Source organism: Catenulispora acidiphila DSM 44928 (assembly GCF_000024025.1).
GTDB lineage: Bacteria > Actinomycetota > Actinomycetes > Streptomycetales > Catenulisporaceae > Catenulispora > Catenulispora acidiphila.
Map to the genome: position 1 here is coordinate 7,980,476 of NC_013131.1, position 25,493 is coordinate 8,005,968.

The following is a 25,493-nucleotide window of genomic DNA, read 5'->3' on the forward strand; positions in this document are numbered from 1 at the left end:
CCTCATCGCGTACAACGCCCATAGGCTCTGAGCACCGCTCCCACACAATCGCTCCACCTCCGCAGCGCGGACAGCACGCAACCGCAGCCTCATGTTCGGCAGTCGTATGCGCTCCACCTCCACAGCGCGAAGAGCACAGATCAGCGACAGATGAACTTCCGGTGTCCGCCAGCCCTGACATCACACGACCGCCCACCTGGGGATCTTCATAGCCGTTGACAGCCATCGGCCCTTTGGCCGCAGTTGCGGATACAGATTGATCGTGATCAACCCCGAGACGGGACAGGACCTGCCGCCGCCCCGTGACTTCACCTGCGCGGTCCCGGGTGTGCTGCTCGGCGCTCCGCAGGGCAAGAGGCACCGTCGGTGCGTTGACCTGTACCTTGCCTTCGTGAAAATTATGGGGGTGCGCTGCCTGCTCGCCATGGCAGCTGTCGGGGTCGTAGCCGGGTGCGGTACTTCGGGGTCTCATCCGACGGACGGGTCGGCGGGCAAAGCCGCCGCCATCATCGGCCAGCCGACGAGCCCGGCCGCCGTGAAAGCGCCGACGTCCCCGTCCTATTCGGAGTCGGCCGCGGTCCAGACCAATGGTGGGCGCGGCTACTCCGCGACGCTGTCCGCACGCCTGCTGAACGTGGGCTCGGCACCGACCGGGTTCTCCGTGAGGATCTCAACGACCGAGGTGAAGGATCCGGAGACCCCGAGCCCGAGCGCCACGGTGCCGTGTTCGGACGCCATCATCCCGCTGCTGTCAGTGCGACAGGTCGTCGGGAAGCCACCGTCGGCCATGGCCTCGGCCACGCTCAGCAATGACACGGACCCCGACCACTTCTGGGTAGGCGGCGAAGTACTCAGGACGTACAACGACGGCACCGCCTCACAGGTCATGACCGAGGTAAGAGCCCTCATCGGCCACTGCCCAATCGTCAACACGTCGGGCATCGGCGGCGACAAGGAGGTCTTCCGCTACGCGGTGGCTCCGGGTCCGCGGCTGGGCGACGACAGTGCACACGTCAGTTGCAGCATGACGACCGCCTCTGATGTGCTGGAGTGCGACACCGTGCTGGTCAGGATCGGGACGGGTTTGGTGGCCGTCTTCGAGGAGGGCAGCGATCCCGGCGGCAGCCGCTACCTTCCGCAACTCGCCGCGGCCGCGCTGCAGAAGTATCAAGCGGCAGGCTCCTAATCCGTTGTACTTCGAGGACCTGACCGCCTACGGCTACCGCGACGGACCCGACGTCGTGTCCCTGCACGACCGCATTGACCGCTCCAGCCCGCCGTTCCCAGTGGTCGAGCCCACCGCGTCGCGAGTCAGCGTCGGCTGGTTGGGCGGACATCGCCGCTTCGTCCGCAGGACGCGGTTTCCCACCGGCCAGAGCTCCCACGACGTCATCGACGCGCTCATCGACGTGATCGCGGCACAGGCGGTAAACGTCACGCGCGGCTTCCACCGCTGCGAGTACTGCCCGGCCAAGAAAGCCGACGCGCAGCTCGAGTTCGTTCATCGTGGCCGCACGATCCCGCTGGGCAGCAGCGAGATCCGCGTCCCCGCCGCCGACGCGTCGGTCTTCGCCGCTCCCACGCTCATCGCGCACTACGTCCGCGACCACCGCTACTGTCCGCCGCCGGCCTTCACCGATGTGCTCATGGCCTTCCGGCACAGTACCGCCGATCTCGCGCGCGGCTGGTTCGCGGCCTGAGCAGCTTGTCCCCAGCGCCCACTGTGGTGGGCGCCATGAGCATGAACCGTACTGGGATGGTGCCATGCTCTTCCGTTTGACAGCCAGGTCAGGGCATCCCTGACCTGGCTGTCAAAGCCGTCGCCATGGTCTGAACCCGGGGCGCTTCAATGCGCTCGTAACGCCGGTCGTGGCCCAGCCGGCGGCCGTACCGGCGCTGCTCCTGCTCGTCGCTGCCGGTAACGATGTTCAGGACCAGCCAGCCGCCGGACTGGCGTTGGAAGGTCGCGGCCATCTGCACGGCCAGCGTCGGCGCCAGGGAGTCCGGCCGCAGGGCGACGATGAACGCCAGAGTGCTGGTCTGGGCGGCAGTGGTGATCCACGCCTCCTCGCACCAGATCCCGGTCGGTGTCAGGACCGACCTCAACCAGATCCAATAACGCAATGGCCCCCGCGGCCGCGCATCGCAGCACTCCGATGCAGAGAACGTCCAGGGGTTGGCCACCTGCCTGACAGTGGAGTTGTCGTTGCTGAGGTCAAAGACACCGCGACCACACGCAGACAGGCGAACCAGCCGATACCAAAGGGCTGTCATATGCTTTTGGCCATTGCCTGCGTCTGGTACGAGACATTGTGCGTCAGCGTCTCGGCCGCTCAGTCGGCATCCTGCCCGATGAGCCGACAACGCGGACAACGTCTCGGAGTTGTGCGCGCTGACTACGCCATCAGGCCCTCCATGTTTTCCCTCTATTTGCCAACGCATCTCCACCGGAGAGCCCGATACTGGCTCGCGGACCAAAATGGTTCAGGGATCATCGACGGCGATTCACCATGGAGCGTGCGACGTATGCGTCTAACCAGCATCAAGATCAAAAACTTTCGGCTCCTGGAGGATATCGAGGTCGGAATCGATGAGATCGCGACGCTGATTGTCGGGCGCAACAACAGCGGCAAGACGTCTCTCGTCAACGTGTTCGACAAGTTCTTCGGGGACGAGGACTGCACCTTCGTGCTCGAAGACTTTCCAGCCGCGCGGATCGCGGACATCAAGCAGGCACACGAATGGTGGGCGAAGGCCGAACACGAAGAGCCGGCGGATGGTATCGACCCGGAATCCGATCTGCACGCCGCAGCCGTGGGCCTGCTGCCGCAGATGACGCTGCAGCTGACTGTCACATACGACGAGAAGGAGAACCTGGCCGCCCTGTCTGGGATGATTCTCGATCTCGACGAAGAGTGCCGCGACGTCGTCATTGAAGCCGTGTTGGAGGCAGATCAGCCCGAGAACTTCCTCGCGGAGTACCATACGGCCGCCAGCCACCAGGAATTATTCGTTGAACACCGGTGGCTTCGCTCCAACTTCCTCAAATTCTTCAAGACGTCCTTTTACGCCGTCTCAGTGCGAGGGAACCCGCCGGCACGAAGGCCGATCAAGAAGTCGGTGATCGACAACGTTCTATCTGTGCAGTTCATCTACGCACAGAACAAACTCGACGACTCCGGCACGGACCGCACCAGGAATCTTTCCAAGAGCTTCGAAGACTTTCACAGGGCCCACAGCGAGGACGCGGAGAGGAACCACAACATCGATGGGATCGATGCAGCCCTGCTGACCGCCTCGCAACGGGTGGACAAGAGTTTCGCAGCGCTCTTCACACCCATATTCGACGACTTGAACCGGTTCGGCGTCGGAAACATCGAGCCGGTCCGAGTACCCAAAGTTGTCACCAAGTTTGACGCCACCTCGGTCTTCCGGGGCAGCACCCGCATCGAGTACCCCGCCGAGACTGGCGACATGGCGCTGCCCGAGGGCCACCATGGCCTCGGCTACAGCAAGCTGATTTTCACGATCGTGCGGATCGTCGACTTCTACGAGACTCACCGACGCGCGGTGCCGCGGCCGGCGATTCAACTGCTCTTCATCGAGGAGCCGGAGGCCCATCTTCATCCCCAGATGCAAGAGGCGTTCATCGCGAACATCCGAGACTTCCTCAGGACCAAAGACGGCTGGAACGTCCAGGTAATCGTCACCACTCATTCACCGCACATCATGATGAAGAGCGGTTTCGAGTGCGTGAGGTATTTCGATCGATGGGATCCAGGCGCACGAGTACGGGACTTGCAGACGTTTCAGCAGCTCGCCGGAGCCACGACTGACGGCCAGGACGCGCTTCGATTCCTTCAGCAGTACATGGAGCTTCGCCCGTGCGACATGTTCTTCGCAGACAAGATCATCCTCGTCGAAGGAACCGTCGAACGTCTACTGCTGCCCGAGATGATCAAACGATGCGCACCCACGCTCGCCCACAAATACCTCTCGGTCATCGAGGTCGGCGGCGCCTACGCACTCAAGTTCAGAGAGCTTCTGAGCTTCCTCTCGGTCCAGACACTCGTCATCACGGATCTGGACTCGGGAACCCTGGAAGGCCATCACAAAGCATGCGAGCCCAGCACCGCAGGAGCAGTCACGACCAACGCGACGTTGAAGAGTTGGCTTCCCGCAGAAAGGGACATCGCCACACTTCTCGAAATCGACGACGCCGCCAAGACTAAAGGACACGTCCGAGTGGCCTACCAGGTGCCGGAGCAAAGCGGTGGTCCGGTCGGTCGCAGCTTCGAAGATGCCTTCATCCTCGCCAACGCACACATCTTGGCTGCCGAACTCGCCGGCCTGTCCACGCGCAAGGCCTTCATCGCAGACACAGACTCCCCCTCGGCGGAGATGATCGCCGAAAGCGCCTACAAGATCGCCGACGGGCTTCACGGCGAGAAGACTGGTTTCGCGTTCGACGTCCTCCGCCTCGACGGCTGGAGCGTTCCGCGATACATCGACGAAGGATTGCGGTGGCTGGAGTAGACACGCTGGATCAGCTGATTGAGAGTCTGGATGCCCGGCGGAGCTTCAAACTGGAGGCGGGCGCCGGGTCCGGGAAGACCTACTCACTCGTCTACGCGCTTCGGCATCTTCTCAGTACACAGCGGCGTGAACTCGAGCAGTCAGGTCGCTCGATCGCCTGCATCACCTACACCAACGCCGCCAAAAACGAGATACATCGCCGCGTAGCCCAAGATCCGCTTGTCCATGTCAGCACGATTCACGAGTTTCTGTGGTCGGTCGTCCGGCCGTATCAGGCTCAGCTACGCCAGGCCCTGATCGACTACAACCGAAGGGCGAGAGTCCCCGTAGACGGACTCGAGGACGCTCTCACCGCCGATGTGGAGATCACCTACGGTGACAGAGGACGTAGATACAGCGAGGGCGTCATCACCCACCAAGATGTGATCGAGCTCTCGCATCAGCTGATCTCCTCGCATCCGAGGCTCGCACGAATCATCACCGACCAGTACCCATACATCTTCGTCGACGAGTACCAGGACACCTTCCCTGAGACAGTCCAGGTGTTGCTTGAGCATCTTCTGGCCCGGACGCGAGGGCAAGTTTGTGGTCGGCCTATTCGGCGACTCGATGCAAAAGATCTTCCAGGCCGGGATCGGCACTGTCGTCACCGAAAGGCTCGAAACTATCACCAAGCACGAGAACTTCCGCAGCTCCCACGCGGTAGTAGCGCTCCTCAACAAGATCCGCCCGGAACTGCCCCAGATAGTGGCCGGCCCAGAGCGGGAGGGGGAAGCATGGCTGTTCGCAGAAACCCGCTTCTCGGGCCCGAATGAGCGCCTTGCTGCCGCCCACCGGATGCTCACAAACCGCGGCTGGCAGATAGACAGCACCAAACATCTGTACCTGACACACCGCCTGATCGCCGGTTCTTTGGGCTATCCGGACCTCGACAAGCTCTACGCCAACCGTGGCCGCAGTGGCCGCGACGACCTCCTCGAAGGTAGCGAGCCCTATGCCCAACTGCTTCAGAGAATCGATGCGGTCCGGCGAGCCCACGAGGCTGACGACCAGGCAGCGTTGTTGGAACACCTGGGTGACGGCGACGTCCTCATCACTCGTCACCGTCAGAAGCGCGAAATCACGCATGGGCTTCAAAAGCTAGCAGAGCTGTGCGCAGGCGGAAGCATCGGAGAGGTCGCCGATTGCGCGCACGGCCGCCGCCTCGTCTTCAAGACGCCGAAAGTGCGCGAACTGGAATCGCTCATCGGCCGTACCGAGCTCGGCGAGCGAGACCAGAGGCACGCGACCTTCTGCGAGGCACTGCGCGCTGTTCCGTACCAGCAGTGGGCCAACTTTGCGCAGTTCCGCGAAGACCAGACGCCCTACTCCACCCAGCACTCGGTCAAGGGCGCCGAGTTCGACGATGTCCTCGTGGTCGTCGACGACACCGCCTGGAACCAGTTCAACATGGGCAAAATGATCGCCGGCATCGACAAACCCGAGCGTACCGAACGGTCACGGAACATGTTCTACGTCTGCTGCTCGCGCGCCCGCAATCGACTCGCCGTCGTGTTCCTAGGCGATCTCCCCGAAGGGGCGGAGCCCGTCGTCCAAGACTGGTTCGGCGAGGATCGCGTTCTACTTTGAATCGGCGCAGCTGCACCCGGTTGAAGCCCGGGCTCGTCACCGCATGACTGTTCGCTTGAATGAGACGATGGCATTCTACGAACCAGAACTCGGATTCGTGGAGGCCGTTATCATGCGGGCGCAGCCATGGGGTTGGTGGACAGGGCACAAGCTTGAGATCCCTGAGGACTATCTGCAGGCCTTCACAACGGCCGACAAGAAGGCCGACGCCCTCATCTACCTCGATCTCTTCGCTGGCTGGCCGACGAACAAGGACGCCGCACCGGCGAGTCGGCCATAGGGCCGACCAAACACACCGACCTACGCGCCTACGTTGGGTCGAGCACGAGCCGCTGACCGGTGGATTCCGACAGGCCAGGCCTCGGCCCGGCCTGTCGGTCGTCAGGCCCGGACAGTGCCGCGACGGTCACGCAGGGACATCAGAGCAGTTCAGAGCACCGACAAGCGCCCCAGCGCGCCGGTGGCGCACGATGGCACGGCGTTATCCGGCGACACCTGCGGCGCAGACCCCCGCACACGATCGTCGCCGTCACGACGCCCATCCACCAGGCCGGCCAGCGCCACCAGATCCTCAAGCCGGTACGGGCACCGCCCCGCCGCAGCCGCCGCGAACGGGCCATCCGGCACCACATCCGTCCAGCCAGCCGGAATCGACCAGCGACGGCCCTGCTCATCGAGCCAGTACACGACGTCACCGCGCCAGCAGTTCATCCGCGCCACGAACACCAGCGCCTGCCCGAACAACGGATGGAACGGGTGCGTCACCCGCACACATCCACCTTCAGCAGCGGAAACCGTCGTAGTCGACGACACGGAACAACGCACTCCCGGAGAGCATGTGGAGCGTCATCAAAACCGAGCGGATCTGCCGCCGTGAGCTGCCCACCCGGGCCGACGCCGACTGCGAGCTGTTCGCATATACATCGACAGCTTCGACAGCACCCGCCGCATCCAGAAACGACTCGGCTAGCAATCCCCGGACGAGTACGAAGCCGCCTACTGGAACGCCGAAGACCTCACCGGCCGGCCACCAAAACCCCGCTGGCCGCTCACGCGGCCCCGACCCCGCCACCCATTCAACCCACCCGAATACACCGAGCCCTGACAACGATCAGCACCCCCTGACCAGGAGCTCAACCCCTCCGGACGACAGAGGGAAATTCCATCTACCCCGGGGTAACGTGTGCCATTGACCAAAGCCCCTAGACATCACGCGCCCGGCCCCAGGAATCTGGGGCCGGGCGCGTGATGTCTAGGGGGAGCCGCGTGGGCGTTCCCTACCGGCGGTGCGCGCTGCCGGGGGACGTCGTCATCAACGTGCGCAGCGCCACGAGTAGGCGTTGTGCACGTCGAGCGCGATGGAGAAGGCGCCGCCGCCGTACTGGTTGATGCATGCGCTGTCCAGGTTGACGCCGTACTGGTAGCCGCTGTACGCACAGCGCCACGAGTATGGGTTGCCGCTGTCGAGGACGATGGCGGACGATGATGGGCCGTACTGCGCCCGGCACTGCGCTGAGATGTTGATCGGCCCGATGACGGTGGCGGCCTGCGCCGGCCCTGCGGCGACCAGCAGTCCGCCGGCCAGGGCCGCGACGCCCGTGCCTCGGATCAGGCGTTGACGGGTCTTGGTGCTCTTCATGTTCTGTCCCCTCTCGATCGGTGTGGGCTGGGGACCGGCTCCCCTCCATCCGGCCGGGCCCCTGCGAAATGAATACGGCCTCAGATACCGACTCAAGAAGGGGTTGCGCGACACCCGGACAACGCCGGACAGTGAGGCGAGGAGGCCGCTGGAAAGTCGTACAAGTCCGGACAGTGCATCGTGCTAGGTCAGGACCGTTCGGGGGAGCCAGATGGCCGGGCAGCCGGACCCGCGTGGAATCAGGACGCGTCAGGGGTTCGGCGCGCAGCTGACTCTGTTGCGCGAAGCCGCCGGGTTGACAGTGCGCGACGTCGCGAAAGAACTGAAGCTCCCGATCAGCACCGTCGGCGGCTACCTGGTCGGACGGCACCTGCCGTCGCTCCGGTTTCCCGACCTGCTGCCGGATCTGGTGCGGGCCTGCGGCGTCACCGACCGCGACGAGATCGACCGATGGGTGCAAGCCCTGTGGCGGGTTCCGGCGGGGAGTCTCTGCCCGCCGCGCAGACACCGACGAGGCCCCGTACCGCGGGCTGGCCACCTTCGAGCTCAAATACGCCGCGTGGTTCCACAGCCGGGAGGCGGTCGCCGCCGCGCCGGTTCAGCGGCTGGTCACGACCGGCACGGTGATCGTGGTCGGACCGTCCGTGTTGCGGGCCAGCGTCGTCCCCGCTGGCCGGCTCCGCGGCCAACGAGGACCAGGACACATGGACGCCGATCGTGATGGCCCCAGGCAGCGAACCCCTGGCCGCGCTGGCATCCCGCTGTCCAGAACCGACTGCCGACGGTGTGCTGCTCATCGTGGATCAGCTGGAGGAGCTGGAGTAGCTGGAGGAGCTGTCACACTATGCACGGATCCGGTCGAGCGAACGAGGTTCCTGGAGGCGACGTCCTCGCACGGGCGCCTTGTGCCTCAGAGCGGATTTCTACTCCGATGCCCTGGACCACCCACCCCTGGCCCACCTGCTCCAGCACAACCAGATCGTGTTGGCCCCAATGACCCGCGACGAGCTGCGCCGGGCGATCGTGGAGCCGGCCCGGTCAGCCGGCGTCGCCTTCGAGGACGGCCTGGTGGACCTCCTCCTCCGCGACGCCGCCCCGTCCTCGACCGGTCCCGAGGGAGTCGCCCACGATGCTGGAGGCCTCCCGCTGATCGAATACGCGCTGCTCGCTACCTGGGCGCGCCGACGCCACGGCCTGCGGAGCGTGGAGGCCTACCGCAAGACCGGCGGCATCCGGGCCGCAGTCTCCCACCAGCACCGAAAACGTCTACAACCGCCTGACCACCCCGCGCCAGCAGGCGGCGCGGCAGGTGTTCCTGCGCGCAGTGCAGGCCGCGCCAGCGGAGCTTGAGCGGGCAGTGAAAGGCTACGGCTCTCACCGGCAAGGCGGAGCGTATGGCGTGTCGGGGACGTAGCGGTTCCACTCGGCGATGCTGATGGGGTCTCCCACCGTGGCGCAGATATCATTAATTGTCTGATTTACATCGGTGTTCCAGATTTTGATGGTGTTCTTCGTCCTGCTGCCGGCGACGAGGATCGTGCTTTCGGGATCCAGGTCGGCTCCGAAGATCGGGCCGTTGAGCTCGGCGAGGGTCTCCAGGAAGCGGGGTCGGCGGGGATCGGTGACGTCCCACAACCATACGGTGCCCTCACCCGTGGACGCGGCCAACAGGCCGCCGCCGGAGCCGAAGGCGGCCGCGTAGGTTCCGCTGTTGGGACCGGTCAGAGCGGGGCCGAGTGCGACCGGCTTGGCCGGGTCGGTGACGTCCCACAGTTGGACGGTCTCATCCGCGCTGCTCGCGGCGAGCACGCGGCCGTTCGGACTGAAGACGACGGCATAAACGTAGTTCGTGTGCGTGGCCAATGCCGGGCCCAGGGAGACGGCCCGGGCCGGGTCGCTGACGTCCCACAGACGGACGTCGTAGTCGGCGCTGCCGGCGGCCAGCACCCGGCCGTTGGGGCTGAACGCGAGGGAGAAGACGTAGTTGGTCGGGCCGGTGATGGATGGCAGAGCTATGGGATTTCGCAGATCGGTGATGTTCCAGAGGTGGATGGTCGCCTCATCGGCGCCGACGGTGATGATGTGTCCGTCGGGGCTGAAGGCGATGGTCTCCACCGGAGTGCTAAGGCCGTTGAGAACAGCTGGTAGGAGAATGGGATGTCGCGGATCGGTGATGTCCCACAGCCGGACCGTGCCGTCGTTGCTGCCAATGGCAATGGTGTTCCCGTCAGGGCTGGTCTGCACGGTGCCGGAGAAGGCGGCTTTCCCGGTGGGCGAGGTGATCGCCGGCCCGCGGAGCTTCGGGGTCCGGGGCGTGGACAGGTCCCATAGGGACGCCGTGGCCGTGGATCCGACGGCGAGAGTATGGTGCGGGCCCATCACGGTCGAGTAGATCGTGCCCGGGATCGGCTCGATGGTGGGTCCGGGCAGTCGCCACAGGCGGGCGATCCCGTCGATGTCCCCGGTCGCCAGCGTCGAATTGTCCCGAAGGTAGAACACTGAAGTGACCGCGGCGGGATGCGGCAGTTTGGTGACGAGTTGCCGGGTTCCCGCGTCCCATAGCCAAACCTGGTCGTCGGAGTCGGCGGCAGCGAGCCGCGTCCCGTCCGGGCTGAAGACCAGGGAGTTGACCCAGCTCCCAGGTCCGGTCAGCGGCTGGCCTGACGTTGTGGGCCGCGTCGGATCGTTGAGGTTCCACAACTGCACGACTCCGTCGGAACTGCCAACGGCCAAGGTCTGACCGTCCGGACCGAAGGCGAGCGAGTACACGACGTGAGCCGTGTCGGTCAGCGGGCCGCCGAGCTCCGTTGGTGAGGTCGGTCCGGTCACCTGCCACAGGCGTACGGTGCCGTCCCTGCTGCCGGCGGCCAGGACGCGGCCGTTCGGGCTGAAGGCTACCGCCTGCGCGGACTTGCCGAAGCTAACGAGCGGCGGCCCGATCGCCTCTGGACGGCTCGGGTCGGCCATGTTCCACAATCGGACGGAGCCGTCGGAGCCAGCGGCGACCAGCAGCCGGCCGTCGGGGCTGAACGCGAGGGAGTAGACGGTGGCGGTCGTGCCGGTCAGTGGCGGAGGCAGGGCGACGGGCCTGGCCGGATCCGTTGTGTTCCACACCCGGATCACGCCTTGCGCGCCGCCCACGGCCAGGGTGCGACCGTCCGGACTGAACGCGAGCGAGAACATCGTATACGTGTGGCCAGTCGGCAGATCAACGAGCGGTTTCGGACGGCCCGGATCAGTCAGTCCCCACAGCTGCACCAGGCCGCCGGCGCCGGAGGTGGCCATCGTACGCGCGTCGCTGGTGACCGCGACCGATTGCACGACGCTGGCCTTGGTGAAGACGCGTGTCGCGGCCGGCGTCGACCAGGAGTCGAGCAGGGCGCCGCGGGCGTCGGGCGTCGGCGATATCCGGAAGGCGGCGATGGCCAGCTGTTCGGCGAGCGTGACGTCGGTGCTCCGCACCTTGCTCGCCTCGATGGCCACCTGGCGAGAGATGGCGGAGTCGCGTTGCCTGGTCGCCTCCGCCTGTTGCTTCGCGGCGACGTTCCTCTGCTGGAAGGCATAACCGGCGAGCAGCCCGGCTACCGCGACCAACACTGTCAAAGTCGCGACCAGCCTGCGCAGCCGCAGGGTACTGCGACGACGAGCCTGCCGTTCGGCCTGTTCGGCCCGAACAGCCCTGTCGAGGAAGTCGAGTTCCAACGGATAGAGGTCCAGACGGTGCGTCAGGTCGTCAGCCCACTCCTTCGCGGCGGCGAGGGCTACGCCGCGGTAGAGCATGTGCGGGTCCCGATCGGCGTCACGCCAGGCCGCCGCCGCGTCTCCGAGTTGCCGGTGAACCCGCAGGCCGGCCCGGTCGGCGTCGATCCACGCCCGCAGCCGCGGCCAGGCAACCAGCAGTGCCTCGTGCGCGATCTCAACCGTGTCCCGCGAAGAGGTGATCAGCCGGTTCTCGACGAACGCGTCGAGGACCGGTTGGAGTCCCTCGGCGTCGATCTCGGTGTCCGGGGAGCCGGGCAGCAGGTCGTGCCGTGCGACGCGACGGCGCGTATCAGCTACCTGATCGGCGACGTGGACGAGGCGCAGAAACAGTTGCCGAGCCAGCGACTGCTGCGCCGGGCTAAGACGTGTGAAGACGTCCTCGGCGCTTCGCGCGACGGCCCCATGGATGCCGCCGGTCGCACGATACTCATCGGCGGTAAGGAGTCCGTGCCGACGGCGTTCCCAAGTCGCCAGTAACGCGTGACCCAACAACGGCAGCGCACCGGAGTCGTGCGCGATCACGGACGGATCGGCACCTGGCGGGGCAATCTCCGTGAGGATGAGTTCGACCAGACCCGGTTCGAACGCCACACCGGCCGATCTGGCCGGCTCGATGATCGCTCGGCGCAGGTCCTCGCGGGACATCGGAGCAACCACGATTTGCGCTTCTTGCAGAGCCGTGGCCAGCTGGGAGTGGCGAAGAACCTGCGGATAGAAGTCAGCCCGCAACCCCACCACGACCTGGACTCTGCCGGCCGCCGCCGGTATCGCGCCCTCGTCGTCGACAGAATGGTTCCGTGCCGCCGAACAAAGCGCGGCGATGAACGCCTCACGCTCGCTCTCGTCGGAGCACGAGGTGAAGACCTCCTCGAACTGGTCGACCACGATGACCAGTCCGGGGCCGTCCAGCTCGTCCGTGACAGCACGGGCGAGGCCTCGACACGTCCCAGGATCGGTACGTAGAGCCGCGACGGTATCGGCACCACTCGTCGCCGACAAGTTCGTGAGGCTCTGAGCCAGCGCGGTCAACGGCCGGTCCCCAGGGGTGAGCAAAACCACCTTCCAGGCGTCATGCTCGTCGTCGGAAAACGCGCCTCCGGTCAGCGCCGGGATCAGCCCGGCCCGGATCAACGAGGACTTGCCCGAGCCGGACGCGCCGACGACGAGCACCGGGCCGTCGGGCGGCTCGTCGGCCAGGATCCGGCCGATCAGCAGGTCGGTCAGCGACTCGCGGCCGTAGAACCAGGCGGCGTGCTCGGGTTGGAAGCCAGCCAGTCCGCGATAGGGGGACTGTGAGCCAGCCGTCGCCCGTTGCCCACTGGCCCGACGTATTCGCCAGAGCGCCCGAACCCACTCCTCGATCTCCGACGGGTCCGAGACACCGCACATCCGGAGAAAATCGGGCAGGAGATCCGGGAACCGCACCGGCGGCAGGTGGCGGCCCGTGAGGTAGCCGCCGATCGTACTGGACGGCAGACCCAATCCCTTGGCGGCGTCACGGATGGTCAGGCCCGCCGCCTCACGCAGCTCCGTCAGCGCCCGACCGAACTCGGCTCGCGTGGAAATACTCTCCGGCCCGATTTCCCTCTTACCGGAAATCGCAGTTCCGTCGGACATTCACCCACCCCTCGCGCCATCTCGGAACGGCGAATTTCCGTGTCCGAACTTGTACGACCCCTTACTGGTGGGCCGCCCACCACTGTCCGACCTTGAACGGGTGCTCCGCAAGCCCTTTTCCGCGCTTTTCAAAGCCGCTTTCCTTTGATTTTGCAAGGTCGTTCACCCGCCGGAAAAACCTTTACAAAGGGGCAAGGCCATGAATGTTCCGATCCTGAGCTGCGGACTTGAACCCGCGGCCCCGGAGGACTCGCAATCGGCAGACAGGAAGCTGAGACACCCCCGAACATCTGCCATCGTCGCGGCGTTCAACGAAGCCGCCACCATCCACAGCGTCGTCATCGCGCTGCTCGGCTGCCGGATGATCGACGAGGTGATCGTCGTCGACGACGGCTCGACCGACGGGACATCCGAACGGCTGCCTCCGGCCGTCCGGTGCATCCGCAACAGCGTCCGGGGCGGCAAGGGCGAGGCAATGGAACTCGCTGTCAGGAGCGCACGGGGCGACATCCTCTGCTTCGCGGACGCCGACCTCGTCGGACTCACCCCGCAGGCCGTGACGTCGCTGGTAGCGCCAGTACTAGCCGGCGACGCCGACATGATGGTCGGGCTGCGCTGGCTACCTCGATACCGCATCAGGCCCCTGCGAGCGGTGGTCGCCAAGCTCAGCGGGGAGCGCGTGCTCACCCGATCACTGTGGAACAGCGTCCCGGACCGGTTCCGCAGCGGATTCCAGATCGAGGCGGCTCTCAACATGACCGCGCGCAGGGCTGGCCTGAAGGTGGGGAACCAGCTGCTTCCCGGAGTGAAGCAGATCGTCAAGGAACGCAAGCGCGGCCTGCTGCCAGGGCTCGGGGCGCGCTTCTGGATGTCTATGGAAGTCGCGCTGACCTACGTCCGCCTCATCGTCACGGGACGGGCCTAGCCCGACTCGCGGATCCGAACATTGGAGACGTACCCATGGCCCGGATCATCGGAATCTGCGGCGTCGGCAACGACCCGCGCACCCATGCGTTCCGCAGCGTGGAGAAGGAATGGATCGGCGCCCTGCTTCGCGGAATGAGATGCACTGGAACGACGGAAGATCCGGTGCTCGATTTCGAGTGCTTGTGTTTCGCGGACTTGCTAGATCCGGCTGATCCGTTCGGCGGTGGCGTCCAACAGGACTTCATCTGTCGTTTTGGCGGGCGGCGGGTCAACAGGACCCGGGATTTCCTGACCCACGTGTCCGCCTATCTCGCCGACCAACGTGTCCGGGAGAAGGTCCAGCAACGGATCGCCGACCGCGTCGGGCCCGACACCCGGGTCTTGATAGGGCATTCACTCGGATCGGTGGCAGCCTACGAAACCTTGTGCCGGGCCTCAGCTCAGGGCGTTCAGACACTGATCAGCCTGGGATCGCCGCTCGGCTTCCACCGTTCGGTCCTGCGCACCCGGACTGCGCCGAACGCGGCGGGTCGCTATCCCTGGCCGGTCGGTCTGCGCCGCTGGGTCAACGTTTATGACTGGAAGGACCCGTTCGCGGCCAAGGTGAGGCTACGGCCGCTGTTCGGCGACGGCCGTCAGGTAGAGGACTGCCGGGTGTGGAATTGGGCATGGCCACATGCCGCCACCGCCTACCTGATGGCTCGGCCCACGGCACAGGCCGTCACCGACGCCCTGCTCTCGGCGTCGGACTTTCTGCTCTGTAAAAGTGTGCAAGCAGACGCGGTCGGTGTGCGCCAACCATGAGCATTCCGCGGCGAGCAGCATCCACGCGGCGCGGCCCGCGTCGCCGAGATGATCGGGCGCATCGAGGGCGAGCGTGGGCAGCGGCGGCGAGTGGGCGGCGTTCGGGAGCGCGCGCTCGCCGGGATTGCCGGTCCGGCGCTTGCACTCGGTCGGTGTCGGCGGGCGTCCGGTGGTCATGATCGGCTCAGACCCCCGGTCGGACTTTCGCGGCGATGTGTCTGGGGTTGGGGGGGCCGGGTCCTGCGCACGTATACCAGCCGAGATATACCCGCCCTCGGTATACGGCTAGGCCGTGTCAACGTGCGTGTGCTTCGTCGAATTGCACACCCGGCACAGCACTTGAAGGTTGCTGCGCTCGTCGCTACCGCCGGCGGCACGCGGGATGATGTGGTCGACGGTGAGAACCTTTGCGCGGTGTGGCTCGCGCATCCAGCCCGGACACAGGTTGCCGTAGACCGCGCGATGCTCGGCCAGGACGCGCGCGGTGAGCCGTCGCCAGCGGTAGCCGTAACCGCGAGCCGAAGCCGCGCCGCGGAACTCGTCACGGGAGCGTTCGTAGTGACTCTGGCAGACCGGGCAACGCGACGGGTAGAGGTGAAGAGTTCCGCAGTCAAGGCACGGGCGAAGGCGAGGCATAGCGCACCGCCGCGTCTCAGGATCCTGCGACCTCGGCGCCGCGACGCGAAGGCACGAAAACCCCGAGCGCCTACGGCGTCCGGGGTTGAGTTATACGGGCAGGCTGAAGCAGCCGCGGATCTAGGTTGCCCTGTGGATAACTGGCAGTCAACGCGCCTGCCCGGCAGGTCCGGGTCAGTGCACCGAAGGTGCTCTACTGATAGCGCTGTTCAAAACCCAAGTGATCTCATGTGGACCGAGCGACGACTTGTCGACCAGGTCCTTGAAGCACTGACAGTCAAGGAGACGGAGACCGCGGACCGCGCAGATTGCGATACCAGCAGTGCGGAGGGTGAGCACTGATTGTTGTACATACTGGACAAGCGGGTTCAAGGGTTGCAGGAGCGTGCTGATGGCCGGAATCTTCTGATCGATCTCGTCAACCCTGCCGAAAGCGGCGTAGCGGGCTTCGATCTCGGCTGCGACGTGGGCGAACTTCTTGCATCGGTTGGCACGCCACCGTGCTTCAAGTGTCGACCATGCCTTGTCGCCCATCTTCTCGATGAAGTACTCGCGCGCTTGATCGCGCCATCCGGCAGACACGAACGCCTGAACGTGAGCAGCGGCTTGGGCTGTCGCCACCGTCCGCTGAGCGGCCGCCTGCGCAGCCTTGAAGGCCGGTTCTGCCCGCTGCGATGACGCGGTAGCCTGGCGGGACGAAGCTGACGACGGGGGCCGCGGCACATACAGCAACGTGGATGGCGCCACATAATGCGAACAGCGCCGGCCTGCGCCGCCATGCTCGTCGCAGCAGAAGCACGCTCCCCTGACATCGTTCTTGCAGCGGCGGTTTTCCTTCGTCCTGCCCTCGCATTGAAAAACACCCGCACGTATCTCGCGGTGCACGTAGCCGGGTGAGGTGCAGGTGCGGTTGGACCTCGAATTGCTTGCCATCATCGTGTCCTGACTCATCCACGGCTGACGTTGAGTGATCAAGAGAGTAGACGAATTGGACTTCTTGCGCCAATCGATCAATTGACGCAAAAGATATTGCAAAACTGGTGACACGAAGATGAGCCCTAATCTCGACGTGGTTAGGGTCGATGATGCCGCGAGTTACACAGCCTGAATGATCATTGGCGCGGATACTCCGAGCTTGCGCCGGATCTGGCGCACATACTGACGTTCAAAGGGCGATGTCGTAGAGGGCTGACAGACCTCGGCTTCAGCAGTACGTCTATGACGTGAGGTATCCGCAAGGAGGTGGGCTGACGCCTGAGCGGCAGGCGTTCCGGGAGCAGATCCGGATGGTGGCGGCTGAGCGGTTCGCTGCTGGGGAGTCGAACGGGCCGATCCAGTTCGTGTGCTCCCCGCGTGTGCGGGGCTGGTCCCACGATGCTGGTTGATGAAAATCGACCCGGAAGGTGCTCCCCGCGTGTGCGGGGGCATCCCGCGGTTACCGCGAATGCTTGGACGCGCGAAAAGTGCTCGCCGCGTGGCGCGGCAAATGCGCGGCACAGCGCCTCCGCGAAACCGCCTGCATGACAGCTTAGTCGCTGGTCAGAGCCGATAGGAGAGGGCGAAATACAAGGGACTCATAATCCCTTGGTCGTCCGTCCGAGAAACCTCACCTAGCCGCTTCCGGCTTGTGCTTCGATCCCGACGACGCTGGCACCCTAACTCCCGGCGCGAGGCCGCGCCGGGCACCGTAGGCATCCAAAACGCTCAGCGGTAACCCGGTGGTCAGCCTGCGGCGCTCAGCCTCTGCTCCGCATGGCCGAGTTCAGAGGTCTACCGCCGCTCGGGCGGAGGCTGCACCGCCGTCTCCCGTGGAATGTCGTCGCTTTTCTTCACGTAGCCGATCAGGCTGGAGTCGAAGAACGTGTCAGTGTAGGTGGGCCGCACCGTGGAGGCTGGCGCCAGCGCGGGTGCCTGCGCCGCCGAGGGTTGTGACTGGGCTGGTGGCTGTGACTGGGCTGGCGACGGCGGGGGCGGTCCTGCGGAGTTGGTCATGTGTACCAGCATCCACGATGGCGGTGACAGAAAAGACCAAGCCCGCCACGGTCGCCGTCAGGCTGCACCACCACCACGCCGACTTCGCCTCGTGCTTCTTGTCGTTGGCCTCGTAGATGTTCACCCGCAGGCTGCACAGCGCCAGCAACGTCCGGGTTTTCGTCTTGTCCGCGTACCCGTCGTACAGTGCCCGTGGATTTAGCTCCTGGTACGGGCGAATTACCAAGGCCGGGATGCCCAGAGCGAATGCCAGCGCGTAGCAGGTGAATGCCAGTACTCCCAACTCTGGCTGCAGGTGCCGGCTGGCCAGAAACTGCGTCGCAGTCGCGATAAACCCCAGCAGGAATGCGACCTTGGTATCGACCTTAGAGTTGGCGTCCTCTTGGCGCGCGACCCGACCGGCCAACTCGGTGTTGAGCAGCTCGAGATTGGCAAGGTCGTCAGCTGCAGCGGCCAGCGCGTCGCGGTGTTCGTCATCTTCGGGGTTCACATCGGCGAGCCTAGCCAGCGGCGCCAACCGATCAGTTGCGCTGCGCTGGCATCCTGCACCGGGTCGCCACCCGTGACCCTGCTAGGGCAACTCGACGTAGGGGAGGCCGACCTGCGAAAGTTTCGTCTGAAGGTTGATATCGCTGGTCGCCACGAACAGCGTCGACCCGGGGTGGTCCGACTGCACCAGCAGGCTGGAGGCAACGAACCGGTCGTCGGGCACATCCAAGTCGAGCCAGGACGGCAACTGGTCGCCCCTGGGCTCGACAACCTCGAACAGAGCATGCACGTCGCCTGCGACCTTGACCCCGAGCAGGACGTCGCCGTTGGAGCGCAGGTGCTTGAGCCGACGGTCGGCCCGAGCCGCACCGTCGCGCAGGAGCTCGGTGCGTCCGGCGCGCTTGAGGCCGTCGATCTCCCGCAGCACCACGGGCAGCAGGTGGACCATGTACCGCGGGCCCAACGTCGCAGTGTGCACAGCGACGTCGGGGTTATCGATGAGCGTGTTGGTGTCCACCGTGAGCCGCACGGCGAACGCGTCGGGCGGCAGCACCTTAACGAGAGCCAGCAGCTCCTCCACGGAGGCATCGATCGCTTGTGCCGCAGCGGTGAGGCTGCCGGGGATCTTGTCGCGCTTTGGACGGATGAGCCAGCGCGTCAACCGTCCGATGTGTACATCGAGCCGTTCGGCCACCTCTGGCGTGGGGTGCGGGAACAGCAGTCGGAAGCGTGGCTCCCAGTCGCGCACCTTGCGCAACAGCGCCATCCGCTCCCGGTCGAGGTCCGGATCGCTGCCCGCCCACGCCCACACCACCGGGTTCATGAACACGACGAGGCCACTGCTGCGGCCGCGGTTGGGATCAACATTGATGATCTTCGAGGCTGACAATACCTCGCGGTAGTCGGCGTGGATCGCGCCGAGCTCGGCGCAGAGCCGTTCGATGTATGACGGCGGAGCCGTCGTCGCTTTGGACACTGGATTCTCCATCGTCAGCCGAACCGGTCCCCGGTCCAACAAAAAGCAAACAGTTCGGGTATTCTGGCCCGCCCGGGCGAACGGCGCCGGCTCCACGCTGGCTGCCTGAGCAGACCTCAAGGGCTGTTTTCAGGACAGATGAGTTCGGCAGTCGCTGTAACGGTGGCGTGCTGGGAGGAGCTGCGGCGAAGCCGGTAGTAGAAGGTTGGCACTCGTGGCCCGGTGCGACGCAGTTGAAACGCGGAGTCCTGGATCCGACGGGTCTCACCGACCGGGAGATTATCCGGAGCGAGTCGGTACGTATTCCACAACTCGCGGATGTCGTTCTCGGTCTGTTCGCGGGCGATGGAGTGCTGGCGGTGCTCGTGGGCCAGTTCGGAGGTGTCCAGGAACGCTGGCGCGCAAGGCAGGAAGATCTTGATCAGATAGTCGGACAGCGACAGGTCTTTGACCACGGCCAGGACGAGGCCGGCGGTGAACCACCCTAGACCTGCGGCCAGGACCGCGTTGCCGTAGGCGCGGTGGTCACTGCGACTCCAGACCATGCTCTGTCGTTGGCATAGCAGCACGTCGCCGGGCCATGCGACGCCGGTCAGGTCGATGCTGTACCAGTCGTGGTAGCGCTCGTGGTCGGGAACGCGCTCGGCCGCCCGGACGATGTCGTCCGGGGACGGCGGACTACCGGCCAGGGATTGGTTCCACGGCAGGTGGAACAGCTTGGTGTCGTACAGCTCGTGCGCGCGCACGGCGTCGCCGCGGGCGTGCTGCTCCAGCCGGGTCAGCACGGTGCGACCGATGACCAGCCACCCCGCGCCGACCGCAGCGAGAGTGTCGGTCGAGGACGGCACGAACACCGCGACCACTGGGGCAATCAAAGCCAGGGCCAACGTGCCGGCCGCCCGCAGTCGTCGCCACATCTGCGCCGAGTTGTACATGTGGCTGTAGGCGCGCAGCCGACGAAGGTGTTCGATTTCGTCCTGACGGGTCCTGATATCGGCCCCGGCCCCGACGGGCACGGGGCGGTGCGGGCCGGTCATGACTTCGCGAACAACGAGCCGAAGAGGCGCTGCCACTCGGCCAGTGCCTCGCCGGTGCGGCCAGCCTGGTCATGCTTGATCGCGCGGGTACACGCGGCCTCGGCCTCGCCGAGCGCCCGGCGAGACACGGCCATCGCCGCCGGATCGTTGTCAAGGACGTCGGAGACGTCCGGGCCCAGCCCGGCCGGGTCCGGCCAGCCCTCGTCGATGCGGTCGGCGGCGGTGGCGAAGAAGCCGCGCAGCTCGTACGGATGGCGCCCGGTCCACGGGCCCGAAAGGATGTCGAGGGCCATGACCTCCAACAAAAAGCCGGGCTGCACCGGCGACCCGCTCTCCTGATTCCACTTCTTGATCATCTTGATGAGCGGCTTCCACTGGTCGGCGAAGTCCTTGTTCGCACGGGTCGCCAGCTCGGCGTGGATCCGCGGATTTGTGGAGATCCACTCCCCCAGGATGTCATCAGGGATCAGGTAATTGTCGCCGTCGGCGAAGGCGGGGACCACGTCGAAGGAGATGATCTCGTCGTCCAGGTCTGTGACTCTAGCGACACCGAAGTCGACGCGCACCGCGCGGCGGTCGCTGACCACACGGCCCGGGTAGTAGGGCTCGAGGATCTGCACGACCTCCTTCAGGATCGCGGCGGGATCGCGGTTTAGGAAGTTCGTGTCCCGGAGGACCACCATGATGTCGATGTCGCGCAGCGGCTTGGTCTTGGTCTGACGCCGGTAGGAACCGGTCAGGAAGTCCTCGGCGATCTCCAGGTCGCTGGCGAGTTGCTCCCGGATGCGCTGCTGGCGGGCGCTGGCGGTGGCGTTCTCGCGGTCGGTGGTCTCCAGGCGGGTTCGGAACTTGCCGAACGCGTCCTCGATGCTCATCATCAGCTGTTCCTGGTGTAGTAGGAGATGCTGGCGCCGATCGTGCCGCCCGTGATCGCCGTGCCGGCAGTGCGCCGGGTGAGGTGATCGCTGGACCGCAACTGTCCCTTGCCCCAGCCGGGCACAGCAGGCCGGCCGGGCTTGTTCACGACGGTGAAGTCGTACTCGCACTGCGAGGGGTAGGCCCCGTTCTTGCGGATGACGTAGTCGATCACGTCCGGGTCTAGCCACAGGTCGCCGTCGGAGTCGGCGCCGTAGTCATATTCGATGGTGAAGTCGAACCGCCCGACCAGGCTCGTCACAGTGCGGTCGCTCGGATCGAACACCTCCATAACCAGGGTGGTCAGGTGACCGGACTGCAGCCATGTGCTAACCCCGGACTCCAGGAGCGCCCACTGGCCGAGCAGGCCGGCGGGGTCCAGGCCAGCGGCGCGGATGATCTGCTTCAGGCTGCGGATCATGTTCGTGGCCACGTGTGTAGCGGCATGCGTGGTCGTGTTAACGCGGACGCTGGTCGCCATGGCTAGGAAAGCTCCTCAAGGTTGACGGTCAGCGATCCGCGGACCTGCGGTTCCGCGAACTTGTCGATCTCCGCGACGGCGGTGAGGTCCCGAAGCGAGATCCGCCCGTCCCCGGCCAGCACACGGCCGAAGTCGTCGATGTCGTCGACACCGCAGGGCACGGACAGCGTCCACTGCGGGTCGGCCAGCGGCTGCACCGACAGCGGCGTCTCGTCCTGCAGCACCTCTAGGGCGTCTTCGCCGTGCACCGTGTAGATGCGGATCTGCGGGCCGGATGCTGGGCGGATGATGATCGGGGCGTCGCGTGTGTACTCCTCGGAGATGATTGCCGCGCACACCCCCGTCGCCGCCGACAGCACAGAACGGGCGGGCCCCTGCAGAGGGGCGACCAGGTCGATGATGGCGTGCCAGGTCGCAGTCGAGGTCCTAGCCGGGACGGAGGCAACGCGCCGGGCTGTCACACTCACCGCTCCACCCGCATCGCCTGCAGCGCGGCGAGCAGGTCCTCGCCGGTGACGTTCTCCGGATCGCCGAGCGCCTCGGGCCGCCAGGCGCAGGCCGAAGCCACCGCCTTGCGCAACCTGCGCCCGTCAATCCCCTCCGACAACTGCGCGGCCGCGTCCAGCACGGTCGGATCGCACAAGGACTGCGCCCCGGGAAAGGCCGCCGCCACCGCCGCGGCCGTACTCTCCAAGATCCGCCGCCGCAGGACAGCGTCCGGAAGCGGAATCTGAAAGACCGCGTCGGCACGGGAGGTCAGAGCCGGATCGATCCCCCCTGGGAAGTTGCTGGTCGCGATGACCAACACATCGGGGTGCTGCTGGGCCAGCCGGTCGATCCCGACCAGCGCGGCATCGACCGCACGGTGGACGTCGATCGGGTTGGCCTCCATCGACAGCGCGGAGCGGTCAGCCGCCAAGGTCTCGACCTCGTCCAGCAGCACCACCAGCGGCCCGTCCGCAGCAGCCTCGGACAGCGTCTGCCCGAACAACTGCTCCACCGCGCGCTGGCTGCGGCCCAGCGCGGAGCCGGCCAGCGCGTGCGGGTCGACCTCGATGAATGCCCAGTCGCCGATGCCGTGCAGCGTCCGGGCCGTCTTGTCCGCCAGGCCGCGGGCGACCGTCGTCTTGCCCACCCCCGGCACCCCGGTCAACAACACCACGCCGTGCAGCGGCATCGTCTCGAACGGCACCGTCCGGCGCAGCCGGAACTTGGCGATCACCGTACGCAGCAGGCGCTCCTTCACACCTTCCGGAAACTCGATGCTCGCCCACGCATCGGCGAACTGCCGGTCCGGAAGCGTCCGGGCGTCGGCGACACCCGGCAACGCGACGTCGGGCAGCGCCCGGCTCGACGCGGAAGATGTGCGGCTGGTCATGCGTTCACCTTACGAGAGCGATAACAAAAACTTGGGGCCTCAAGAAGCACAGGTAGAGACCATGATTCCGAGGATTGCGTTCCCGAGCGTAGGGCATGTACCGGCAGAGGTACAAGAGCTTTCCCGGTGCCAGAACGATCACTCTCCGTGATCACGATACGGTTCGGTACTGAGCGGTATGACAATGAAGGGAGACCAGACCAGTGGACGACCCAGTGGACATCTCAGCGCTGCAGCGGCTCGTACAGCGCCATCGTGCTGAGCGCGGACTGAGTCTCCGCGCAGCGGCCGAAGAATCCGAAGTGCCTTTCAACACGCTCGCCCGCGTCGAGAAGGGACACTTGCCCGACCTCGCCAACTTCCGACGCATCGTCGAGTGGTTGGGCCTGCCCCCGGAGCGGTTCTTCGAGCCGCCGCGCGTACGTACCGAGAGCACTCCGGAGCTCATCGCTTACCACCTCGCGCGCGACCCGAATCTCTCCGACGCCGCCGCGGGACGGATCGCGGCCCTTGTGCGCGACCTTTACGACACCATGGCCGAGCCGGCTGGCGCCGTCCAGGTTCACCTGCGAGCGGCCAGTACCTTCACCCCGCAGGCCGCTCGCGCGCTGGGCGAGCTGCTGGAAACCATCCAAGCCAAACTCGAGTCACGCTCTGGCGGCGCCCCTTCGGCCGAGGACAGGTAGGACCGACCGTGCGAAGAGGTTTCAAAACCGAGGCCGAGCGCCTGGCCGAACGGCAGCGCGCACAGCTTGGCCTCCAGCCCGTCGATCCCCTGAAGATCTTCGATCTTGCTGAGAACCTCGGAGTCCGGGTGTACAGCGCCAGCGACCTAGTGGATCGCTCAGCCCTGGAAGAACTTGAACGACTCCAACCAGGAGCATTCTCCGCAGCCACCTTCAACATGCCCGACGGCGACACCGTCGCCGTATACAACCCCCTCAGCGAGCCGGGACGCACCAACAGCGACATCGCTCACGAACTCGCCCACATCCTCCTCGGCCACCGACTGCGCGACCTCCAAAAAATCGGAGGAAACACCTTCTTCGCATGCGATCCCGAGCAGGAGGAGGAAGCGAACTGGCTTGCCGGCTGTCTGCTCCTACCTCGGCCACTATTACTTCGCGAGGCTTACGCCAAGGCAACCCCAGAAGCCATTGCCCACAAGTATCACGTAAGCATTTCAATGGCTCGCTTCAGGCTCAATGCCAGCGGCGTCATGATGCAAGCACGCAGATCCCCGCAAAGGCGCCCATAGCATATATATGTATTCTCAACCCTGCAGTCGTCTCGCGCTCGGCCATCGCAACTGAGACTGAACCGGCGTCCTGGTGCACCCATGCAGGTCGTGAGACCTAACATGCCCAGCCTGCATGGGTGCACCAGCTCTGGCTCATCGACAACACTCAGCCAATCAACCCCGTTTTGAAGACTTCAGCCTTCGACACTTATCAGACACCAGCTTCAGTAGCACCTATGCCGGGCAGTGTCAGTGCGGGCACCGGCTGGCAGCGCTGCTGCTTCCGCGCCGTACTAGCCCGACAATCGACGAGCAGTCGGCGCCACCGTCCGGTACGCGAATAGCCATTTCTGCGTTAACTAGCCATGGCGGCTCAGGTGCGGGCACTAAGAAGACATCACGGCCAGCCGATAAGCAACCTGCCAGTGCCGGAAAAGCAGACCATGTACCTCTTCGTCCAGGTCTCAACGTCTACGCATTCTGGGAGCGACCGCTTCATGACTACCCGGCCCACCACCGATACCACGTTTTGCACGTACGAGATGAACCTGTATCGCCGATACTTCGACATGGTCGCCTCCGGCCGCAAGACCATCGAGGTCCGCGTCCATTACCCCAAGTTGCGCAGCCTGACCACAGGTGACCACATCCGCTTTATTTACGACACAGACAGCGTTCTAACGCGCGTTAAGCGCGTGGCCCGCTACACCTCGTTCGAGCAAATGCTCGACGCCGAGGACGCCGCGCGGGTCAATCCTGACAGTCCACATGAGCAGCAACTCGTCGACATGCGCCGGATCTACAGCCCGGAGAAGGAAGCCCTCGGCGTCCTGGCTATCGAAATCGAACTCGCCTGATCAGGCTTACAACACCCTCACTCAAAGGCTCAGTCAGCGCTCGCTGGCCCCGCAGACCACGTCTTGTCCCATCCGTGTCCCACATGTCTTGAAGCCGCACGATTGGGAAGCATAACGGCAGCTCAGGGCCTTGATCACAGACGGTGGAACCGGGCCCCTCACGCCCCACTTCATAACAGAGTGGCCTGGCCCTAAGCAGCTGGTGCAGCGCTTAAGGGCCAGGTCATTGCTGGTTTTTCGGGGTCGGATCATGGCAGCCGATGTCTCACTGTGGCTCGCTGTGGATCATTGCCAGTCGCTGTTTGTGCCCCATGTGTGTCCCCGTTTCCGCAAGCAACCCCCTGGTCCGCGGGTCCAGCTGCCGAACCCAGCGCCACGTCGATGCGCCGCCGGGCCAGCTCATCTTGGTCCGGCCCATTGTCTGTTGCGGAAGTGGCCCGGGTGTGGCGGCTTGAAGCGGCCGCGGGTCTGCCCGCGGCCGGGTTCCGATCGGTGTGGCCCGGGCTCGGCCGGCAACGGTGACGACGGCAGCCGCACTGACGGGGCTGCCGGCACCCATGGCGATGACGGTTGTGGCG

General features: G+C 65.3%; 24 protein-coding genes and 4 pseudogenes. 15 read left to right on the top strand and 13 right to left on the bottom strand.

Annotated elements, in window-relative coordinates:
• The first annotated feature begins 391 nt into the window (after positions 1 to 391).
• Positions 392 to 1,186: a hypothetical protein gene (locus CACI_RS34210; protein ID WP_143765500.1), complete on the top strand. Its 795-nt coding sequence runs from the start codon at positions 392 to 394 to the stop codon at positions 1,184 to 1,186.
• A gap of 4 nt (positions 1,187 to 1,190) precedes the next feature.
• Positions 1,191 to 1,700 carry a DUF7919 family protein gene (locus CACI_RS34215; RefSeq protein ID WP_015795474.1) on the top strand — a complete coding sequence of 170 codons (510 nt, stop codon included), beginning with the start codon at positions 1,191 to 1,193 and terminating at the stop codon, positions 1,698 to 1,700.
• Positions 1,701 to 1,788: 88 nt separating this feature from the next.
• Here the strand turns inward: CACI_RS34215 and CACI_RS50520 are convergent, their stop codons facing one another.
• The gene (locus CACI_RS50520; protein ID WP_041540639.1) at positions 1,789 to 2,106 is read right to left on the bottom strand and encodes an LLM class flavin-dependent oxidoreductase; all 318 of its coding nucleotides are present in this window, start codon (positions 2,104 to 2,106) and stop codon (positions 1,789 to 1,791) included.
• A 420-nt stretch (positions 2,107 to 2,526) separates the two neighbouring features.
• On the opposite strand from CACI_RS50520, the gene CACI_RS34225 reads away from it, so the two are divergent.
• The 4 genes and pseudogenes from CACI_RS34225 to CACI_RS34235 all read left to right on the top strand — a co-directional run bounded on the left by CACI_RS34225 (position 2,527) and on the right by CACI_RS34235 (position 6,445).
• Positions 2,527 to 4,536 carry an ATP-dependent nuclease gene (locus CACI_RS34225; protein ID WP_015795476.1) on the top strand — a complete coding sequence of 670 codons (2,010 nt, stop codon included), beginning with the start codon at positions 2,527 to 2,529 and terminating at the stop codon, positions 4,534 to 4,536.
• Positions 4,524 to 5,051 (top strand): annotated as a pseudogene (locus tag CACI_RS54480) (UvrD-helicase domain-containing protein); the annotation flags it as partial. The gene CACI_RS34225 and the pseudogene CACI_RS54480, both read left to right, overlap by 13 nt.
• 34 nt (positions 5,052 to 5,085) lie before the next feature.
• Positions 5,086 to 6,165: a hypothetical protein gene (locus CACI_RS34230; protein ID WP_049871804.1), complete on the top strand. Its 1,080-nt coding sequence runs from the start codon at positions 5,086 to 5,088 to the stop codon at positions 6,163 to 6,165.
• A gap of 67 nt (positions 6,166 to 6,232) precedes the next feature.
• The gene (locus CACI_RS34235) at positions 6,233 to 6,445 is read left to right on the top strand and encodes a hypothetical protein (RefSeq protein ID WP_143765501.1); all 213 of its coding nucleotides are present in this window, start codon (positions 6,233 to 6,235) and stop codon (positions 6,443 to 6,445) included.
• Positions 6,446 to 6,594: 149 nt separating this feature from the next.
• Here the strand turns inward: CACI_RS34235 and CACI_RS34240 are convergent, their stop codons facing one another.
• Both CACI_RS34240 and CACI_RS34250 read right to left on the bottom strand, forming a co-directional pair.
• Positions 6,595 to 6,936: a Y4bD/Y4pK family protein gene (locus tag CACI_RS34240; protein ID WP_015795478.1), complete on the bottom strand. Its 342-nt coding sequence runs from the start codon at positions 6,934 to 6,936 to the stop codon at positions 6,595 to 6,597.
• Positions 6,937 to 7,477: 541 nt separating this feature from the next.
• Positions 7,478 to 7,804, bottom strand: a complete 327-nt coding sequence (locus CACI_RS34250; protein WP_015795479.1) for a hypothetical protein — start codon at positions 7,802 to 7,804, stop codon at positions 7,478 to 7,480.
• Between the two features lie 211 nt (positions 7,805 to 8,015).
• Between CACI_RS34250 and CACI_RS54485 the strand changes: the two are divergent.
• The 3 genes and pseudogenes from CACI_RS54485 to CACI_RS34255 all read left to right on the top strand — a co-directional run.
• Positions 8,016 to 8,246: pseudogene (locus CACI_RS54485) on the top strand (helix-turn-helix domain-containing protein); the annotation flags it as partial.
• A gap of 88 nt (positions 8,247 to 8,334) precedes the next feature.
• Positions 8,335 to 8,484: pseudogene (locus CACI_RS54490) on the top strand (hypothetical protein); the annotation flags it as partial.
• A 223-nt stretch (positions 8,485 to 8,707) separates the two neighbouring features.
• On the top strand, positions 8,708 to 9,154 hold the full coding sequence (locus CACI_RS34255; protein ID WP_041540641.1) for an nSTAND1 domain-containing NTPase: 447 nt from the start codon (positions 8,708 to 8,710) through the stop codon (positions 9,152 to 9,154).
• 24 nt (positions 9,155 to 9,178) lie between these two features.
• Here CACI_RS34255 and CACI_RS46450 read toward each other — a convergent pair whose 3' ends face one another.
• Entirely contained in the window at positions 9,179 to 13,183 is a 4,005-nt protein-coding gene (locus CACI_RS46450; RefSeq protein WP_015795480.1) for an nSTAND1 domain-containing NTPase, read from the bottom strand.
• 199 nt (positions 13,184 to 13,382) lie between these two features.
• Here CACI_RS46450 and CACI_RS34265 point away from each other — a divergent pair, with 199 nt between their 5' ends.
• Both CACI_RS34265 and CACI_RS46455 read left to right on the top strand, forming a co-directional pair.
• Positions 13,383 to 14,108 carry a glycosyltransferase family 2 protein gene (locus CACI_RS34265; RefSeq protein WP_015795481.1) on the top strand — a complete coding sequence of 242 codons (726 nt, stop codon included), beginning with the start codon at positions 13,383 to 13,385 and terminating at the stop codon, positions 14,106 to 14,108.
• A 35-nt stretch (positions 14,109 to 14,143) separates the two neighbouring features.
• Complete coding sequence (locus tag CACI_RS46455; protein WP_015795482.1) at positions 14,144 to 14,914, top strand: alpha/beta hydrolase; 771 nt, start codon at positions 14,144 to 14,146, stop codon at positions 14,912 to 14,914.
• A 285-nt stretch (positions 14,915 to 15,199) separates the two neighbouring features.
• Here the strand turns inward: CACI_RS46455 and CACI_RS54495 are convergent, their stop codons facing one another.
• Both CACI_RS54495 and CACI_RS50525 read right to left on the bottom strand, forming a co-directional pair.
• Positions 15,200 to 15,550 carry an HNH endonuclease gene (locus CACI_RS54495; RefSeq protein ID WP_041540642.1) on the bottom strand — a complete coding sequence of 117 codons (351 nt, stop codon included), beginning with the start codon at positions 15,548 to 15,550 and terminating at the stop codon, positions 15,200 to 15,202.
• A 174-nt stretch (positions 15,551 to 15,724) separates the two neighbouring features.
• Positions 15,725 to 16,597: a hypothetical protein gene (locus tag CACI_RS50525; protein WP_143765503.1), complete on the bottom strand. Its 873-nt coding sequence runs from the start codon at positions 16,595 to 16,597 to the stop codon at positions 15,725 to 15,727.
• Between the two features lie 176 nt (positions 16,598 to 16,773).
• Here CACI_RS50525 and CACI_RS54695 point away from each other — a divergent pair.
• Positions 16,774 to 16,884: pseudogene (locus tag CACI_RS54695) on the top strand (IS630 family transposase); the annotation flags it as partial.
• 530 nt (positions 16,885 to 17,414) lie between these two features.
• Here CACI_RS54695 and CACI_RS34280 read toward each other — a convergent pair.
• From CACI_RS34280 to CACI_RS34310, 7 genes are all read right to left on the bottom strand, one after another.
• Positions 17,415 to 18,032, bottom strand: a complete 618-nt coding sequence (locus CACI_RS34280) for a hypothetical protein (RefSeq protein WP_015795484.1) — start codon at positions 18,030 to 18,032, stop codon at positions 17,415 to 17,417.
• 81 nt (positions 18,033 to 18,113) lie between these two features.
• The gene (locus CACI_RS34285) at positions 18,114 to 19,007 is read right to left on the bottom strand and encodes a PIN domain-containing protein (protein WP_015795485.1); all 894 of its coding nucleotides are present in this window, start codon (positions 19,005 to 19,007) and stop codon (positions 18,114 to 18,116) included.
• Between the two features lie 116 nt (positions 19,008 to 19,123).
• Complete coding sequence (locus tag CACI_RS34290) at positions 19,124 to 20,044, bottom strand: S-4TM family putative pore-forming effector (RefSeq protein WP_015795486.1); 921 nt, start codon at positions 20,042 to 20,044, stop codon at positions 19,124 to 19,126.
• Positions 20,041 to 20,922, bottom strand: a complete 882-nt coding sequence (locus CACI_RS34295) for a CBASS oligonucleotide cyclase (RefSeq protein ID WP_015795487.1) — start codon at positions 20,920 to 20,922, stop codon at positions 20,041 to 20,043. The genes CACI_RS34290 and CACI_RS34295 overlap by 4 nt, the downstream gene beginning before the upstream one ends.
• Positions 20,922 to 21,440, bottom strand: a complete 519-nt coding sequence (locus CACI_RS34300; protein WP_015795488.1) for a hypothetical protein — start codon at positions 21,438 to 21,440, stop codon at positions 20,922 to 20,924. The genes CACI_RS34295 and CACI_RS34300 overlap by 1 nt, the downstream gene beginning before the upstream one ends.
• 2 nt (positions 21,441 to 21,442) lie before the next feature.
• Entirely contained in the window at positions 21,443 to 21,907 is a 465-nt protein-coding gene (locus CACI_RS34305; RefSeq protein ID WP_143765505.1) for a hypothetical protein, read from the bottom strand.
• Positions 21,904 to 22,818, bottom strand: a complete 915-nt coding sequence (locus tag CACI_RS34310; protein WP_015795490.1) for an AAA family ATPase — start codon at positions 22,816 to 22,818, stop codon at positions 21,904 to 21,906. The genes CACI_RS34305 and CACI_RS34310 overlap by 4 nt, the downstream gene beginning before the upstream one ends.
• Positions 22,819 to 23,021: 203 nt before the next feature.
• Between CACI_RS34310 and CACI_RS34315 the strand changes: the two genes are divergently transcribed.
• From CACI_RS34315 to CACI_RS34325, 3 genes are all read left to right on the top strand, one after another.
• Positions 23,022 to 23,504: a helix-turn-helix domain-containing protein gene (locus CACI_RS34315; protein WP_015795491.1), complete on the top strand. Its 483-nt coding sequence runs from the start codon at positions 23,022 to 23,024 to the stop codon at positions 23,502 to 23,504.
• An 8-nt stretch (positions 23,505 to 23,512) separates the two neighbouring features.
• Complete coding sequence (locus CACI_RS50530) at positions 23,513 to 24,076, top strand: ImmA/IrrE family metallo-endopeptidase (protein WP_015795492.1); 564 nt, start codon at positions 23,513 to 23,515, stop codon at positions 24,074 to 24,076.
• 479 nt (positions 24,077 to 24,555) lie between these two features.
• Positions 24,556 to 24,915: an ASCH domain-containing protein gene (locus CACI_RS34325; RefSeq protein ID WP_015795493.1), complete on the top strand. Its 360-nt coding sequence runs from the start codon at positions 24,556 to 24,558 to the stop codon at positions 24,913 to 24,915.
• The last annotated feature ends 578 nt before the right edge of the window (positions 24,916 to 25,493 follow it).

What these genes read in the sequence shown, in the direction of transcription:
- CACI_RS46455 (WP_015795482.1), top strand. Translation starts at nt 14,144, where the DNA reads ATGGCCCGGATCATCGGAATCTGCGGCGTCGGCAACGACCCGCGCACC.
- CACI_RS34310 (WP_015795490.1), bottom strand. Translation starts at nt 22,818, where the DNA reads ATGACCAGCCGCACATCTTCCGCGTCGAGCCGGGCGCTGCCCGACGTC.
- CACI_RS54495 (WP_041540642.1), bottom strand. Translation starts at nt 15,550, where the DNA reads ATGCCTCGCCTTCGCCCGTGCCTTGACTGCGGAACTCTTCACCTCTAC.
- CACI_RS34300 (WP_015795488.1), bottom strand. Translation starts at nt 21,440, where the DNA reads ATGGCGACCAGCGTCCGCGTTAACACGACCACGCATGCCGCTACACAC.
- CACI_RS46450 (WP_015795480.1), bottom strand. Translation starts at nt 13,183, where the DNA reads ATGTCCGACGGAACTGCGATTTCCGGTAAGAGGGAAATCGGGCCGGAG.
- CACI_RS34235 (WP_143765501.1), top strand. Translation starts at nt 6,233, where the DNA reads ATGGCATTCTACGAACCAGAACTCGGATTCGTGGAGGCCGTTATCATG.
- CACI_RS34295 (WP_015795487.1), bottom strand. Translation starts at nt 20,922, where the DNA reads ATGATGAGCATCGAGGACGCGTTCGGCAAGTTCCGAACCCGCCTGGAG.
- CACI_RS34325 (WP_015795493.1), top strand. Translation starts at nt 24,556, where the DNA reads ATGACTACCCGGCCCACCACCGATACCACGTTTTGCACGTACGAGATG.
- CACI_RS34265 (WP_015795481.1), top strand. Translation starts at nt 13,383, where the DNA reads ATGAATGTTCCGATCCTGAGCTGCGGACTTGAACCCGCGGCCCCGGAG.
- CACI_RS34250 (WP_015795479.1), bottom strand. Translation starts at nt 7,804, where the DNA reads ATGAAGAGCACCAAGACCCGTCAACGCCTGATCCGAGGCACGGGCGTC.
- CACI_RS34290 (WP_015795486.1), bottom strand. Translation starts at nt 20,044, where the DNA reads ATGACCGGCCCGCACCGCCCCGTGCCCGTCGGGGCCGGGGCCGATATC.
- CACI_RS34225 (WP_015795476.1), top strand. Translation starts at nt 2,527, where the DNA reads ATGCGTCTAACCAGCATCAAGATCAAAAACTTTCGGCTCCTGGAGGAT.